Here is a 15,033-nt window from a genome sequence, read left to right as displayed (position 1 = left end):
GCGAGCCCATCGCAGCCAGGCGGCCCGCCCTGGGCATACGCAAGACGGACGCCACCGCCGTACCGGTGAACGCTACACAGCCATGGAAAGACCTCCCGTGACCATTCGAACTCGCCTCGACCGTACCCGTCGCGAACTCCGAGCCCTATTCACCCTCGCCCTGCCGATCATGATCGCCCAGCTCTCCCACTCGGCCATGGGCTTCGTCGACGCCGTGATGGCCGGCCGCGTGAGCCCCCGCGACCTGGCCGCCGTGGCCCTGGGCAACTCCATCTGGATACCCGTGTTCCTGCTGATGACCGGCATCCTCCTGGCCACCACCGCCAAGGTGGCGCAGCGCTTCGGCGCCGGCCAGCAGGGCGAGATCGGCCCGCTGGTGCGCCAGGCCCTGTGGCTGGCCGTGGCCGTGGGCCTGGGCGGCGCCGGCCTGCTGATGTGCGCCGAGCCGGTGCTGCACCTGATGGGCGTGGAGGAAGACCTGATCGCCCCGAGCATGGGCTACCTGCACGGCATCGCCTACGGGCTGCCGGCGGTGGCGCTGTACCAGGTGCTGCGCTGCTTCAGCGACGGCCTGGGCAGGACCCGCCCGAGCATGGTGCTGGGCATCTGCGGGCTGCTGCTGAACATCCCGCTGAACTACGTGCTGATCTACGGCCACCTGGGCTTCCCGGCCATGGGCGGCGTGGGCTGCGGCTGGGCCAGCGGCACGGTGATGTGGATGATGTTCCTGGGCATGCTCGGTTGGGTGCGCTTCGCCCGCGTCTACCAGGGCAGCGCCCTATTCGCCCGCTTCGAGCGGCCCGACTGGTCGGTGATCCGCCGCCTGCTGTCGGTGGGCCTACCCATCGGCATCGCGGTGTTCGCCGAGTCGAGCATCTTCGCGGTGATCGCCCTGCTGATCGGCGGCCTCGGCGCCAACGTGGTGGCCGGCCACCAGATCGCCCTGAACTTCAGCTCCCTGGTGTTCATGATCCCCTACTCCCTGGCAATGGCCGTCACCGTGCGCGTCGGCCAGGCCCTGGGCCGTGGCGAGCCCCGCGAGGCGCGCTTCGCCGCCGGCGTGGGGATGGCCACCGCGCTGGCCTACGCCTGCCTCTCGGCGAGCCTGATGATGCTGCTGCGCCAAGGCATCGCCGGCATCTACACGCCGGACCCGGAGGTGATCGCCATGGCCGCCTCGCTGCTGGTGTTCGCCGCGCTGTTCCAGTTCTCCGACGCCATCCAGGTGACCGCCGCCGGTGCGCTGCGGGGCTACCAGGACACCCGCGCCACCATGGTCATCACCCTGTTCTCCTACTGGGGCATCGGCCTGCCGGTAGGCTGGCTGCTGGGGCTGACCGACTGGCTGGGCGAAGCCAGCGGCCCGCGCGGGCTGTGGCAGGGGCTGATCGTCGGCCTGACGGTGGCGGCGGTGATGCTCAGCTACCGCATCACCGGCAGCGCCCGGGCGCACATCCGCCACCTGAGCCAGCGGCCGACCGCTGTGGCCTGATCCGGCGATAGCGTCGCCACAACGCAACAGGGCCCTTTCGGGCCCTGTTTGTTAATCGGCTTTCTTGCGAATCCAGTACAGATAAGTGCCTGCCTCTTCCGCCTGGTCCACCAGCTCGTGGCCGAGGAACATGCAGAACTTCGGAATGTCGCGGCGGGTCGAGGGATCGGTGGCGATCACCTTGAGCAGGCCGCCGGCCTGCAGGTCGCGCACCTTGTTGTGCAGCATCATCACCGGCTCGGGGCAGTTGAGGCCGGTGGCGTCGAGAATGGCATCGGGCTGATCGGTCATGGGGCACTCCGTCGAAGGGGCGCTATTGTCGCGCAAAGCGCCGCGTCCGCCCACTCCCAGAGCCCGACCTTGGATGGGCCGCCGGACGGAACGCAACGGTGGTAGCCTGCCGCGCCACGCCCACCACATGCCCAACCACAATGCGCCTGACCTGCCTGCTGCTTGCCCTCCTCCTGCTCGGCGGCTGCGCCGCCCGTAACCACCTGCCCGACTACAGCGCCCAGACCGACAAGGCCCTGCCCGCCACCTGGTACGACGCGGTGATCATCGCCCGTGACGGCACACGGCTCTCCGCCACCGTGTTCCAGCCCGCCCTCGCCACCGGGGAAACCGCCCCGCTGGTGGTGCACACCCACGGCTGGGGAGGCTGGCGGGTCACCGGGCCGGACGGTTTCTACGGCCAGCGCATGATCTCCGGGCGCACCGCCCTGCGGGCCTGGCGCGCCGGCTACTGGGTGGTCAGCTACGACCAGCGCGGCTGGGGCGGCAGCGAAGGCGACATCGAGATGATGGACCCACGTTATGAAGTGCAGGACGCCCTCGCCGTGGTGGACTGGGCCAGCGCCCACCTACCGCGCCTGACCGAGGACGGCCCCGGGGACCCGCGCGTGGGCATGCTTGGTGAAAGCTACGGCGGCGCCGTGCAACTGCTGGCCGCCAGCGAAGACCCGCGCATCGACGTGCTGGTGCCCATTGCCACCTGGTACGACCTGGCCGACGCCCTCGCCCCCGGCGGCCGCCTAAAGGTGGGCTGGACCGGCGTACTGGTCAGTCTCGGCCTGGCCACCGGCTACGACCTCGGCAAATTCATCCAGGCGCCCTACCTGCGCAGTGCCGGCGGCGAACTGACCGAGCCGGTACGCGACGAACTCCACGCCCACAGCCTGGCGGCCTACTGCGAACAAGGCCGCCGCCCGCGAGCCGACGCCCTGCTGATCCAGGGCCTGCGCGACACCCTCTTCCCCCTCGACCAGGGCCTGGCGATCCGCGACTGCCTGCGCCAGGGCAGCGCCGACGTGCGCCTGCTGGGCATCCAGGGCGGGCACATCCTGCCGCCACCGCTGCAGCAGTGGAGCGGCCTGCCGCCCTTCAACAACGAACCGGTGCTGCACTGCGACGGCCAGGCCCTCAACCTCGAAACCGCCGTGGTGAACTGGTACGAAGACCGCCTGCGCGGCCGTCACGGCGCGGCGGACAGCATCCCGCGCCTGTGCCTGAGCCTGTCCACCGACCAGGGCCTGGCCCTGCACGAAGCACCCCGCCAGGACAGCCCGCTGCCCCTGCCGGAAACCCGCCTGCGCCCCGCCACCAGCGGCTGGCTGCAGCCGGCGGCCTTCGTCGAACTCAAGCGGATCGAACAGCCGGCTGCCCTCGTGGGGCCGACCCTGCTGCACCTGCGCCCCCGGGAGGACGATCACGAAGTCTTCGCCGCCCTCGCCGTGCACCGGGCCAACGGGGATGTGGAGGTGCTGAGCGAGCAGGTCACCCCGCTGGCCGCACGGGCCGACGTGCGCCTGCCTTCGGTGAGCACCCGTCTGCAACCGGGTGACCGCCTCGGCCTGCGCTTCAGCGGCTTCAGCGGGCAATACCTGTTCAACGGGTCCTGGTGGCCGGGCCAGGTGAGCCTGGCTGGTGAAGTGGAGCTGCCGGAGCTGCAGCCCCTGCCCCACTGAGCGGCAGCCTCAGCCGAGGCGCCGCAGGTGGCAGGTGACTTCCTCGCGGTCGTGGTAGAGCTGCTTGCAGGCCATCGCCACCTTGATGCGGCGCGCCTTGAAGCTCTCTTCCAGGCGTTGCAGCAGGCGCTGCACTTCCGCATAGCGCTGCTTCATCGGCAGCTTGAGGTTGACCACCGCCTCGCGGCACAGGCCCTCGCCGATCCAGGTCTCCAGCAGCGCCGCGTTGCGCGCCGGCTTCTCGACGATGTCGCAGACCATCCAGTCCACCGGCTGCTTCGGCTTGTAGGTGAAGCCATCGGCCCGCAGGTGCTGCACCAGGCCGGTGTCCATCAGGCTCTGGGCCATCGGGCCGTTGTCGATGGCGGTGACCAGCATGCCGCGCCGCACCAGCTGGTAGGTCCAGCCGCCGGGCGAAGCCCCCAGGTCGACCCCGGTCATGTCGCCGGACAGGCGCGTCTCCCACTGCTCGCGGGGGATGAAGGTGTGCCAGGCCTCTTCCAGCTTCAGGGTCGAGCGGCTGGGCGCCTCGCGGGGGAACTTCAGGCGCGGGATGCCCATGGGCCAGAGGGCCGAGTTGTCCGGCTCGGCCAGCCCGACGAAGACCTCGCGGCCACTGCGGAACGTCAGCAACAAGCGCGGCAGGCGCGGGTCGCCCCGCAGGCGCCCGGCCTTCTCCAGGGCCTTGCGCAGCGGGCCCTCGAACTTCTTGCAGAAATTCGACAGCTCCTTGCCTTCATTGGTGTCCAGCACCTCCAGCCAGAGGCTGCCGCACACCGGGTACGCGCCCAGGTGCTCCAGCAGCACGCTGATGCGATCGGTCTCCGGCAGCGCGAGGAACTCACCCCGGGCCCACTGGCGCGGGAAGATCAACCGGGCGAAACGCTGCCCCAGCATCAGGCGCTCGGCACCGCCGGGCTCCTGGCAGATGAATTCGGCATGGGCGCTGCCGGCCTTGCCCTTGGCATAGCCGGGCACCTCCAGGCGCGCAGCCAGGTCGGTGATCTCGGCGCAGACCTCGCCCTCGAAGCCGGGCCGGCAGTGCAGTAACAGGGTGTTCATGGTGGTGTCTCCTCGGGCGCGCACTATAGAACCGGCGCAGGAGATTTCACACAGCCACCCGAGAAAAATCGCTCACCGAATCCGAGACACAGCCAAAGCTGCACCGGGTCGCGGGATTTCTTGGGGTTTTCAGACACGCGCTCTGCTCCCCAAGAGCGCACAGAAGCAATCTGCCGCTGCAGCGTCGCTATCTCACCCGATGAACCGTTGCGCTGGATCGTGAGTCCAACCCCGCAGACCCAACAGGAGACCACCATGGACACCACGCCCCATACCCTTGCCACCCTGTTCGAACAGCTCGGGCTGGACGCCAGCCGGCCGGCCATCGAGGCCTTCATCGCGGGCCATCGCCTGGAGGAGGGTCGGAAGATCCATGAAGCGCCGTTCTGGAACGAGGCCCAGCGGGATTTCCTGCGCAGCGCCCTCGGCCAGGATGCGGACTGGGCGGTGAAGGTGGACGAGCTGGCCGTGCGCCTGAGCGCCTAGCGCCGGGTCCATCGATGGGGCTGATGGCAACCATCAGCCCCTTTCAGTTCTGCGCCCGGGAGCGCAGCGGCATCATGCCTCGGGTCGGGCACCTGCCCCGCTGAAACGAGGATCGAGCCATGTCCTTCCCCCACGCCTGCGACGACAACAGCTACCTGGTCACCCATGTGACCCAGGACGAGTTCCGCCTGCACTTCGAGACCGAGGTGGCGCTGTGCCGTGAGGACGGCACCTTCGAGATGCTCCAGGTGAGCACGCCCATCGCGGAGCGTCGCGCATTGCGCCAGCTGATTCGCGGCGAGGCGGCCTGATAGGGCCACCTCGCCGGCCGGTCAGGCCTTGACCTGGGTGGGGAACGGCAGCTTGCGCAGGCGCACGCCGGTGGCGGCGTAAAGCGCATTGGCCACTGCCGGTGCCAGGGGTGGTACGCCCGGTTCGCCGACGCCGGTGGGCTTCTCGGCGGAGGGCAGGATGTGCACCTCCACCACCGGCATCTCGTTCATCCGCAGCACCTGGTAGTCGTGGAAGTTGGATTGCTCCACGCGCCCTTCCCGCAGGGTGATGGCGCCGTGCAGGGCGGCCGCCAGGCCGAAGCCGATGCCACCCTCCATCTGCGCCTTGATCACGTCCGGGTTGATGGCCAGGCCGCAATCCACCGCGCAGACCACCCGATCCACCCGGAAGCTGCCATCAGCCTTGACCGTCACCTCTGCCACCTGGGCCACGTAGCTGCCGAAGGATTCGTGCACGGCAATGCCACGGCCACGCTTCTCGCCCTCTGCGCCCGGCTTGAGCGGCTGGGACCAGCCGGCCTTGTCGGCGACCAGCTCCAGCACGCCTCGGTGACGCGGGTGCTTCTCCAGCAGCCCGTGGCGGAAGGCATACGGGTCCTTGCCGGCGATGGTGGCGGCTTCGTCCACCAGCACTTCGGCGGCAAAGCCGGTGTGGGTGTGGCCCACCGAGCGCCACCACTGCACGGGGACGCCGATGTCGCTGGGGGTGCTCAGCTCCACCTGCAGGTTGGGGACGGCGTAGGACAGGTTGGAGAGACCCTCCACCGAGGTCTGGTCGACGCCGTCCTTGATCATCACCGCTTCGAAGCCGGTGCCCTTGATGATGGATTGCCCGACGATGCGGTGGTGCCAGGCGGTCAGCCGGCCTTCGGCATCCAGCGCAAGGCGTGCGCGGTGCAGATAGGCCGGGCGGTAGTAGCCGCCACGAGTGTCGTCCTCACGGGTCCAGACCAGCTTGACTGGCGCCTTCACGCCCTTGTCCCAGGCGGCCTTGGCGATGGCCACGGCTTCCAGCGGGTAGTCCGACACCGGGTTGGCGCGGCGACCGAAGCTGCCGCCGGCGTAGAGCTGGGTGATGGTGACCTTCTCCGGGGCGATGCCGAGCAAGCGCGCCACCGAGGCCTGGTCACCGGTCTGCCACTGCTCGCCGTTCCACAGCTCGCAGGCGCCTTCGGAAAGGCGCACCAGGCAGTTCATCGGTTCCATGGCCGAGTGGGCCAGGTAGGGGAATTCGAACTCTGCCTCGATGCGCTGGTGGGCTTTGGCGAGGACCGGCTCCACCTCCCCCTGGCGGGTGGCGACGGTGCCCGGTTGGGCAGCGGCGTCACGGTAGCGGGCGAAGATCTCCTCGCTGCCGAGGGTGAAGGCACGCTGTTCGTCCCACTCCACCGCCAGGGCATCCCGGCCGCTGCGGGCAGCCCAGGTGTTGTGCGCCAGCACGGCGACGCCGGCACGGCCGTGGGGCAGGTCGCGGAACTCCACCACCTCCACCACGCCCGGCACAGCCTTGGCGCGGGTGGCGTCGACCTTGGCCGGCACGGCACCGAAGCGCGGCGGGTAGGCCACCACGGCCACCAGCATGCCGGGCAGCTTGAAGTCCTGGGTGAACACGGCGCGGCCGTCGGTCTTGTCGGGGCTGTCCTTGCGCGGTACGGCCTGGCCGATGAGGCGGAAGTCCTTCGGCTCCTTGAGGGGGACGCTGGCCGGTACGCTTTCACGGGCGGCGGCCTCGGCCAGTTCGCCGAAGCCGGCCTTGCGACCGCTGGCGGCATGGCTGATGACGCCCTGCTCGACGCGCAGGGAATCAGCCGGTACCTGCCATTGCCGCGCGGCGGCGGCCACCAGCATGGCGCGGGCGGTGGCACCGGCCTTGCGCATCTGCTCGTAGGCATTGGCGATGGAGCTGCTGCCGCCGGTGCCCTGGAACGGCCCGAAGGCCAGGTTGTTGTAGCGCTTGGCGTCGGCAGGCGCGCCCTCCACCACGACCCGGCTCCAGTCCGCGTCCAGCTCTTCGGCCACCAGGGTGGCGAGGCCGGTGTAGGCGCCCTGCCCCATCTCCACGTGCTTGGCGATCACCGTCACCTGGCCGCTGCGGTCGATGCGCACGAAGGCATTGGGCTCGAAGCTGCCGTTGCCGGCCAGCAGTTCGGCGGCGTCCAGCAGGGGCGAGAACAGCACCCCCAGGGCCAGCCCGCCACTGCCGCGCAGGAAGGTGCGGCGGCTGACGTTGAAGATGCCGGTCTCCGGCGCTGCGTCCTGCTCGAAGGTGCTCATGACGTCGCTCCTCATGCCAGCTGCCCGGCGGCTTCGTGGATGGCCGCGCGGATGCGCACGTAGGTGGCGCAGCGGCAGATGTTGCCGCTCATGGCGGCGTCGATGTCGGCATCGGTGGGCGTGCGGTTGCCACTGAGCAGGGCGGTGGCCGCCATGATCTGCCCGGACTGGCAGTAGCCGCACTGCACCACGTCGAGCTTGCGCCAGGCGGCCTGGACGGCGCGGCCGACATCGTTCTCGGCCACCGCTTCGATGGTGGTGACCTTGCGCCCCACCACGCTGGAAACGGGGGTGACGCAGGCGCGCGTGGGCTGGCCGTCGACGTGCACGGTGCAGGCGCCGCACAGCGACATGCCGCAGCCGTACTTAGTGCCGGTCATGCCAGCCACGTCTCGCAGGGCCCACAGCAGGGGCATGTCGGGCGCCACGTCGAGCGCGGTGTCCTGGCCATTCAGGTTGAGGGTAATCATCGGTTGGCCCACCTCTTCGGGATCGGGTTGGTCGTCATCGGCCGCACGCGGCCTGGCTGGTTTTCTTCAGACTAGAAGGCCGCCGCCGACCCCGGTGCCGGGGCGACGAAGCGGCGGCCGGTTCAGGCACTCTGCCGCAGGCGGGCGATGTCGCGCTGGGGCGGCGCGCCGAACAGCCGGCTGTATTCGCGGCTGAACTGCGAGGGGCTCTCGTAGCCGACGCGGCCACCGGCGGTGGCGGCGTCCAGGGCTTCGCTGAGCATCAGCCGCCGCGCCTCCTGCAGGCGCAGCTGCTTCTGGAACTGCAGCGGGCTGAGGGCGGTGACCGCTTTGAAATGGTGGTGCAGCGCCGAGCTGCTCATGTTCACTTCGCTGGCCAGGGCTTCGATGGACAGCGGCCGGTGGTAGTGGGTCTTCAACCACGCCACCGCGCGGGCGATGCGCTGGGCCTGGCTGCCGGCGCAGGCGATCTGCCGCAACTGCGCGCTGCGCTCGCCCATCAGCAGGCGGTAGAGGATCTCGCGCTTGATCAGCGGCGCCAGCACGGGGATGTCGGCCGGGGTGTCCAGCAGACCCACCAGGCGGATCAGCGCGTCCTGCAGGCCGCCGTCCAGGCTGCACACCGAGATGCCCCGGGCGGACGCCGACAGCGGCGGCGGCTCGGCGATCTGCAGCAGCATCTCGCTGATGGCGGCGGGCTCCAGGTCCAGGCGCATGCTGAGGTAGGGCACCTCGGGCGTGGCTTCGAGCACCTGGCCGATCACCGGCAGGTCGAGGGAGACGATCAGGTACTGGGACGGGCCGTAGCGGTAGCACTCACCGTTGAGCTGGGCTTGCTTGCTGCCCTGGACCACCACGCCCAGGGCGGGCTCGTAGAGGCAATGCAGCGGTTCGCTGGGCGTGCTGGCGCGGAACAGCCAGAGGCCGGGGATGGCGGTGGCGCTGCCGCACTCCTCCCTGGCGAATCGTTCAATCAGCCTGGCGAACCGATCCTGGGCTCCGAGGGGGGCGGTGAAAACAGGGTCGGCGTTGGAGACGGATGAGTTCATGGTTAGGGCTTCTCCCGGCAAGGCTTCCGACTCTAACCGCGGGGAAAACCGGCGTCTCGCACGCGAGTAGAAACAGGCAGGATCGTGCAAGAATCCGGCAGGAATCGACTACCCGGGCAAGGAGGTGGGACGGCAGACTGCAGTCCTGGCTGAAACCACCACCATCCACAACGCAATCCGGCGCACAGGGCGCCGGATCGAAGGGGTCGGGAACAGGTCAGTCGGCGACGCGCATCACCACCCGTCCGCCGGGCGGGCAGGTTTCCATGTAGCGGCTGGCCTCGATGAAGTCCTCGAATTCGAAGACCCGGTCGATGCTCGGCTTGAGCAGGTGGTCGCGGGTGAGCTGGTTGATGTGCTCCAGAGCGCGGCGAACGGCCGCCTCATCACGCTCCAGGCCCGACTCCGGATCGCCACCGGTGAAATCCATGACGCAATGACGGAAGAACTGCAGGTGCTTCTTGAACGCCGCGCAGGCCGGGAAGGCCGCATCGTTGCCACCGTTCAGGCCGTAGAGGATCAGCTTGCCGCGCTGGGCGGCGACATCCCCCAGCAGCTTCATCTGCGGGCCGGCGCACTGGTCGAGGATGACCTCGACGCCCTGGCCGTCGGTGAAGCGCTCGACCTCCAGCACCAGGTCCTGCTCTTCGGTGACGATGATCTTGTCGGCCCCCAGTTCCTTGAGGAACGGGCGGCTCTCGGGGTAGCTGGTGGAGGCGATGACCACCGCGCCCAGCGCCTTGGCCAACTGCACGGTCTGCGGCGCCAGGCAATGGCCGGCCTCGGTGACCAGCACACGCTGGCCGGGTTTGAGCCGGGCCAGGTCCATCAGGGCGAAGTAGCCCATCAGCAAGGGGGTGTAGTGCACCGCTGCCTCGACCGGAGTGAGCACCTCGTCCGGGTAGCGCGTCAGGGCGCTGCGCGGCAGCAGCACCTGGTCGCCCCAAGTGGGGTAGCGGTTGGGGGTGCTGGCGGGAAAGCTGGCCACGGCCACACCGGGCTCGAGGTCATCGACCCCCTCGCCCACGGCCTCGACCACGCCGGCCATCTCGAACCCGACACCCGACGGCAGGCGTGCCGACTCGGAGGCCAGGTTCTGACGCCAGAGCACGTCTTTCCAGCTGACGCCGATGGCACGGGTGCGCACCAGAACCTCGCCGTGCCCGGGCACCGGGGTGGGGAGCTCTTCCAGCTTGAGCACGTCGGCCTCGCCGAACTGATGGAAACGGATCATGCGGGACATCACGCACCTCGCCTGTGACTCTTTACATGGCCACGGACTCTATCCGGGCTTTGTCCACAAAACCACCCGTAGCGATCAATAGTCGTCATAAACGGTGATGATGCGGGCGCTTGACGGCGCCTGCGCGGAGCCTCATTTTTCACCCACTTTTTCCGGAAGCCCACGCATGAACAGGAACGACCTGCGCAAAGTCGACCTCAACCTGCTGATCGTCTTCGAGACGCTCATGCACGAGCGCAGCGTGACCCGCGCGGCGGAAAAGCTGTTCCTCGGCCAGCCCGCCATCAGCGCGGCCCTGGCCCGCCTGCGGTCACTGTTCGACGACCCGCTGTTCGTGCGCACCGGGCGCAGCATGGAGCCCTCGGCGCGGGCGGTGGAGATCTTCTCCCTGCTGACCCCGGCGCTGGACTCCATCTCCACCGCCATCAGCCGCGCCGCAGACTTCGACCCGGCCACCAGCAACGCGGTGTTCCGCATCGGCCTGTCGGACGACGTGGAGTTCGGCCTGCTCCCAGCCCTGCTCCGCCGCCTGCGTGCCGAGGCCCCGGGCGTGGTGCTGGTGGTGCGCCGCACCAACTACCTGCTGATGCCCAACCTGCTGGCCTCGGGGGAAATCTCCGTGGGCGTCAGCTACACCGACGAGCTACCGGCCAACGCCAAGCGCAAGACCATCCGCCGCGCCCGCTCCAAGCTGCTGCGGGCCGACTCGGTCCCTGGCCCCCTGAGCCTGGAGGACTACTGCTCGCGCCCCCACGCCCTGGTGTCCTACGCTGGCGACCTCAGCGGCTTCGTCGACGAGGAGCTGGCCAAGCTCGGCCGCAGCCGCCGGGTGGTGCTGGCGGTGCCGCAGTTCAACGGCCTGGGCGCCCTGCTGGCCGGCACCGACATGGTCGCCGTGGTGCCGGACTACACCGCAGCCGTGCTCACCGCCGCCGGCGGCCTGCGGGTGGAGGACCCGCCCTACGGCAACCGCACCTTCGAGCTGTCCATGGCCTGGCGCGGCGCCCAGGACAACGACCCGGCGGAACGCTGGCTGCGCTCGCGCATCCAGATGTACTGCGGCGACCCCGACAGCCTGACCTGAACCGCGCGTACCGCAAGGAGACCGCCATGCAGGACACCCAGACCCTCGCCCTCCACACCCACCGACGCTTTGCGCAATCGGCCGACGCGGTCTACAGCGCCTGGCTCAACCCGGCGCTGGCCTGCCGCTTCCTGTTCGCCACGCCCGGTGGCGAGATGCGCGTCGTCGACCTCGATCCCCGCCCCGGTGGCCACCTGCTGATGGTGGAACTGCGTAACGGCGAGAAGGTCGAGCACGTCGGCGAATACCTCGAACTGGTCCGCCCCCAGCGGCTGTCCTTCACCTTCGGCATCGGCCGGGACAGCGCCGAGCGCGACCGCGTCGACGTGGACATCAGCGCCCTGGACGAAGGCTGCGAGCTGCAGTTGACCCATCACCTGGACGCCCGCTGGAGCGAACAGGCCGACAACGCCCGCGCCGGCTGGGAGGCCATGCTGGCGCACCTGGCGGCGGCGCTGGAATCGGTGAAGCCTCACACCACCTGATAGACCACCCGGTTCGCCTCGCTGGGCACCGGCACCTCCCACTTGAACAGCATCCGCGCGATGTCCTGGTTGCGCAGGCTGCTGTCGCGCTGGCGATTGCGCCGGAGGATCTCCGCCTCCGGCTGCTCCAGGTAGACCAGCTCCACCCGCGCGTCATAGGCGTAGAGCAGGTCCAGGGTCTTCTTGCGCATCTGTGCCGACAGGTGCGTGGCATTCCACACGAAGGGCCGCCGCGCCCGCAGCAGTCCCCGGGCCTGGTCGATGGCGTAGTGCGCAGCGGCCCCTTCGTTCTGGCCGTGGCGCAGGCCCAGCGCCTCGCGGGCGTCGTCGAAGGACACCACCGGCAGGTCGGGGCGGTGGCGTGCCTGCCAGGTGTTCTTGCCACTGGCCGGCAAGCCGGCCAGCACCACCACCTCGGAGCCCTCCACGGCCCGGTGCAGCGGGTAGTCCGGCAGCACCCGCGCGCCGCGGAAGTACTGCACCCGGGTGTGCTCGTCGACGAAGGCCTTGGGCGCGTGCAGGCAGCCCTCCTCCTCCGCCAGTTGCTCGAACAGGTCGATCTCGTCCAGCACCGCCTGCTTGCCGTCGAACCCACGCCCCAGCATGTCCGCCCGCGCCACCGCGCAGAGCATCCACAGCGGCAGCTCCCAGGACAGCCGGTGCAGGGTGAACTCCACCGGGCGCCCGCTGCGGTCGCTGCTGAGGGCGAAGAACGGCAGCTGGTGCACGGCGATGATCCGGCAGATGCGCTCGCGCAGCTCGAACGGCACGCTGGCGCGCCACAGCAGGATGCGCGCATCGATGGCGCCGCGCCGCGAATGGCCCGGCTGGCCGATGCGGCCGGTACTTTCGTCGATCACCGTGGTATCGGGCTTGGAGATGTCGTGCAGCAGCGCGGCGAAGAACAGCACGAAGCGCGCGTCCGCATCGGCAGCGGCATAGGCCGGCTGGGCCAGCAGCGCGTCCACCACCATCCGGGTGTGGATCCAGACGTCGCCCTCGGCGTGGTAGAGCGGGTCCTGCGGGGTATCGGCCAGCCGCCCGAGGGACGGGATGGCCGCCAGGCAGGCGGCGAAGTCCGCCGCCTGGCCGGGGTTGGGCACCAGGGCCCTGAGGGTTGCCATGTCCATGGTCTTCAGTCTCCTTGGGCAGCCAGGCTGGCCCAGGTCACCACCGGCTGCGGGGCGTAGAGGTCAACGCCCGGCGCCAGCAGGTTGGGAATGTACGGCTGCCGTGAATGGTGCAGGCCGCTGTCGAGGATCGCCTGGACGAAATCCGGGCGGACCCACTTGGCGCGGCCCAGGGTGTGCCGGGCGTCCTCGATCTTCAGGTACAGCCCCTCCATGTGCTCGGAGTGGTCGCCGTTGGCCAGCGCCCGGGCCAGGTCCAGCCCTTCGCGCCGTACGGTGCGCTCGAAGCTGGCGCGCCAGTCGGGCGAACGCGCCAGGGAGGGGCCGACCAGCCGCAGCAGGTCGGCCAGCCGGGGCGGCGGCGGGCCCTCGTGGAGCACCGGCACCGACAGCACCGGGCCACCCGCCAGCAGCGCATGCCGCGCACGGGTGGACAGGAAGGCCTGCTCGGTGCGGTCCCAGATGTCGAACTCGAGGAACAGGTGCGGCAGCCGGTCGTAGAACACAGAATGCAGCTTGCTGCACACCTCGCCGAACATCACGTAGCGGTCTTCCAGGCGCTCCAGCAGCCAGGCTTCGTGGGCACAGGCCCATTGCTTGAACTGGCCGAACTGGCGCTCGCGGCTGCCGCCGATCAGGTAATGCCCTCGGGATTGCAGCAACAGCTCGCCGCCGGGCGAGAAGCTGATGGCGGCGTTGGCGCCGTCGAGTTTTTCCTCCACCACAAGGTGGCAGCCGGCCAGGTCACGGTAGGCGAGCTGGTCGGCATCGCTGTCGCCGAGCTGCAGCCGCGACGACTCCAGGTGAGGCGTGCGCGGGTACTTGAACAAGTCGAGGTTGAGCGTCGAAACGCGGACGTGGTCCGTCATGGTCTTCTCCTTCTTGAAACAGGGAAAACCGACGACGTGATGCAGCGGGATCAGTGAGCGTGCGAATGCACGGCCAGCAACAGAGCTTGTCGAACCGTCGTCGGTGTCAGGCGAGTTGGCTGGCGCGGGGCATTGGCTTCACCACTTGAGGGAAGGGGGTGGATCGGAAAGGCGCGCATTGGACCGCCACGCCACCCGGCCTGTCAAGGCCGTGAGCGTGATGCACTGCACACCGGGTTGCCCGGAGCCGAGCCCGATGGCACTCTGCGGCCCTTTTTCACACTCCGGAAAGCCTCCATGGATCGGATCGAAGCGGCGCTCACCACCATCAAGTCCCTGCTGCTGGGGGACGAGACCATCCTCCAGAGTTCGCACCAGCTGCGCCTTCACGCACTGAAGCACCGCCGCGAGGTGGTGGTCGCCACCAACATGCGGCTGATCATCTTCCGCCGCCGCCTGATCGGCGGTTACCGCATGCACGACATCCGCTGGCAGGACCTGCAGGACGCCGCCATCGACGAGAACCTGCTGCAGGACCTGTTCGGCGCCGAACTGCGGTTGCGCCTCTACAACGGCCTGCTGATCCGCCTCAACGGCCTGGAAGTGGTCAGCGCGCGGGCCCTGTACGTGTACTGCCAGCAGCAGGAACAGGAGTGGCGCGAGAGAAACCGCATCCGCGGCATGGAAGAGCGCGGGCTCGGCTTCACCCGCTTCGACACGGCACCCCGGGCGCCAGCAAGCGCACCACGCAGTCGAGTTCCAGCGTGTCCTACAGCGGCGACAGCGACAGCACCACGACCCCGATCTTCAACGCCGAAGTGACGGGCGACATCGGCGCCCTCCAGGGGTTGTCCAAGCTGGTCAACCCGCAAACCGCCTTCGCCAGCGCCGACAAGCTGGCCAAGGCCATGGCCGATGCCAAGCAGCAGTTCGAGTCGGGCAAGCTCTCGAAGGCCGAGTACCAGAGCCTGAAGATGAAGATCCTCAGCGACCTCTGAACCACCACCCGCCAGCCCCGCTTACCGGTCGGCCCCGTGCCGGCCGGCAGACAACCTGAACTCCCCTCCCCCTCGCGCGCTCTCCAGATCATGGCCAGCCCCGGCGCCGGCCCCCATGGATCAAGGAGCCCGTG

The 15,033-nt window shown here is 69.2% G+C and carries 16 protein-coding genes; 8 read left to right on the top strand and 8 right to left on the bottom strand.

The features are described 5' to 3' along the window. Positions 1 to 97: 97 nt before the first annotated feature. Positions 98 to 1,492, top strand: coding sequence for an MATE family efflux transporter (locus tag BM198_RS03710; protein ID WP_244165665.1), 1,395 nt, complete (start codon positions 98 to 100; stop codon positions 1,490 to 1,492). Positions 1,493 to 1,543: 51 nt separating this feature from the next. Here the strand turns inward: BM198_RS03710 and tusA are convergent, their stop codons facing one another. Further along, complete coding sequence (gene tusA, locus BM198_RS03705; RefSeq protein WP_044403704.1) at positions 1,544 to 1,783, bottom strand: sulfurtransferase TusA; 240 nt, start codon at positions 1,781 to 1,783, stop codon at positions 1,544 to 1,546. A gap of 140 nt (positions 1,784 to 1,923) precedes the next feature. Between tusA and BM198_RS03700 the strand changes: the two genes are divergently transcribed. Continuing rightward, positions 1,924 to 3,456 carry an alpha/beta hydrolase gene (locus tag BM198_RS03700; protein WP_074967878.1) on the top strand — a complete coding sequence of 511 codons (1,533 nt, stop codon included), beginning with the start codon at positions 1,924 to 1,926 and terminating at the stop codon, positions 3,454 to 3,456. A gap of 9 nt (positions 3,457 to 3,465) precedes the next feature. Here BM198_RS03700 and rlmM read toward each other — a convergent pair whose 3' ends face one another. Continuing rightward, positions 3,466 to 4,518 carry a 23S rRNA (cytidine(2498)-2'-O)-methyltransferase RlmM gene (rlmM, locus tag BM198_RS03695; protein WP_074967876.1) on the bottom strand — a complete coding sequence of 351 codons (1,053 nt, stop codon included), beginning with the start codon at positions 4,516 to 4,518 and terminating at the stop codon, positions 3,466 to 3,468. Between the two features lie 255 nt (positions 4,519 to 4,773). Here rlmM and BM198_RS03690 point away from each other — a divergent pair, with 255 nt between their 5' ends. Then, positions 4,774 to 5,004, top strand: coding sequence for a DUF2789 domain-containing protein (locus tag BM198_RS03690; protein ID WP_044403710.1), 231 nt, complete (start codon positions 4,774 to 4,776; stop codon positions 5,002 to 5,004). A gap of 119 nt (positions 5,005 to 5,123) precedes the next feature. After that, complete coding sequence (gene ptrC / locus BM198_RS03685) at positions 5,124 to 5,315, top strand: type III secretion system co-regulatory protein PtrC (RefSeq protein WP_074967874.1); 192 nt, start codon at positions 5,124 to 5,126, stop codon at positions 5,313 to 5,315. Between the two features lie 21 nt (positions 5,316 to 5,336). Here ptrC and BM198_RS03680 read toward each other — a convergent pair whose 3' ends face one another. The 4 genes from BM198_RS03680 to BM198_RS03665 all read right to left on the bottom strand — a co-directional run bounded on the left by BM198_RS03680 (position 5,337) and on the right by BM198_RS03665 (position 10,333). After that, positions 5,337 to 7,571, bottom strand: coding sequence for a xanthine dehydrogenase family protein molybdopterin-binding subunit (locus BM198_RS03680; protein ID WP_074967872.1), 2,235 nt, complete (start codon positions 7,569 to 7,571; stop codon positions 5,337 to 5,339). A gap of 11 nt (positions 7,572 to 7,582) precedes the next feature. Beyond that, complete coding sequence (locus BM198_RS03675) at positions 7,583 to 8,041, bottom strand: (2Fe-2S)-binding protein (protein ID WP_044403716.1); 459 nt, start codon at positions 8,039 to 8,041, stop codon at positions 7,583 to 7,585. 122 nt (positions 8,042 to 8,163) lie between these two features. Beyond that, positions 8,164 to 9,090, bottom strand: coding sequence for an AraC family transcriptional regulator (locus BM198_RS03670; RefSeq protein WP_083422321.1), 927 nt, complete (start codon positions 9,088 to 9,090; stop codon positions 8,164 to 8,166). A 217-nt stretch (positions 9,091 to 9,307) separates the two neighbouring features. Continuing rightward, entirely contained in the window at positions 9,308 to 10,333 is a 1,026-nt protein-coding gene (locus BM198_RS03665; RefSeq protein ID WP_044403718.1) for a zinc-dependent alcohol dehydrogenase family protein, read from the bottom strand. A gap of 166 nt (positions 10,334 to 10,499) precedes the next feature. Between BM198_RS03665 and BM198_RS03660 the strand changes: the two genes are divergently transcribed. Then, positions 10,500 to 11,417 carry a LysR family transcriptional regulator gene (locus BM198_RS03660; protein WP_074967870.1) on the top strand — a complete coding sequence of 306 codons (918 nt, stop codon included), beginning with the start codon at positions 10,500 to 10,502 and terminating at the stop codon, positions 11,415 to 11,417. Positions 11,418 to 11,443: 26 nt separating this feature from the next. Continuing rightward, the gene (locus tag BM198_RS03655; RefSeq protein WP_052807549.1) at positions 11,444 to 11,902 is read left to right on the top strand and encodes an SRPBCC family protein; all 459 of its coding nucleotides are present in this window, start codon (positions 11,444 to 11,446) and stop codon (positions 11,900 to 11,902) included. On the opposite strand, the gene BM198_RS03650 is transcribed toward BM198_RS03655, so the two are convergent. After that, positions 11,890 to 13,032 (bottom strand): AAA family ATPase, encoded by a 1,143-nt coding sequence (locus BM198_RS03650; RefSeq protein ID WP_074967868.1) that lies wholly within the window; start codon positions 13,030 to 13,032, stop codon positions 11,890 to 11,892. The two genes, BM198_RS03655 and BM198_RS03650, sit on opposite strands and share 13 nt — an antisense overlap. Before the next feature lie 5 nt (positions 13,033 to 13,037). After that, positions 13,038 to 13,901 carry an RNA ligase family protein gene (locus BM198_RS03645; protein WP_074967866.1) on the bottom strand — a complete coding sequence of 288 codons (864 nt, stop codon included), beginning with the start codon at positions 13,899 to 13,901 and terminating at the stop codon, positions 13,038 to 13,040. Between the two features lie 297 nt (positions 13,902 to 14,198). Here BM198_RS03645 and BM198_RS03640 point away from each other — a divergent pair, with 297 nt between their 5' ends. Together BM198_RS03640 and BM198_RS03635 are read left to right on the top strand one after the other, a co-directional pair. Next, complete coding sequence (locus BM198_RS03640) at positions 14,199 to 14,723, top strand: PH domain-containing protein (RefSeq protein WP_074967864.1); 525 nt, start codon at positions 14,199 to 14,201, stop codon at positions 14,721 to 14,723. Then, entirely contained in the window at positions 14,666 to 14,899 is a 234-nt protein-coding gene (locus tag BM198_RS03635) for a hypothetical protein (protein WP_074967862.1), read from the top strand. The genes BM198_RS03640 and BM198_RS03635 overlap by 58 nt, the downstream gene beginning before the upstream one ends. The last annotated feature ends 134 nt before the right edge of the window (positions 14,900 to 15,033 follow it).

It is taken from the genome of Metapseudomonas otitidis (genome assembly GCF_900111835.1).
GTDB lineage: Bacteria > Pseudomonadota > Gammaproteobacteria > Pseudomonadales > Pseudomonadaceae > Metapseudomonas > Metapseudomonas otitidis.
The sequence above is the reverse complement of the archived record's forward strand: the minus strand, read 5'-3'. Positions and strand labels throughout refer to the sequence as shown.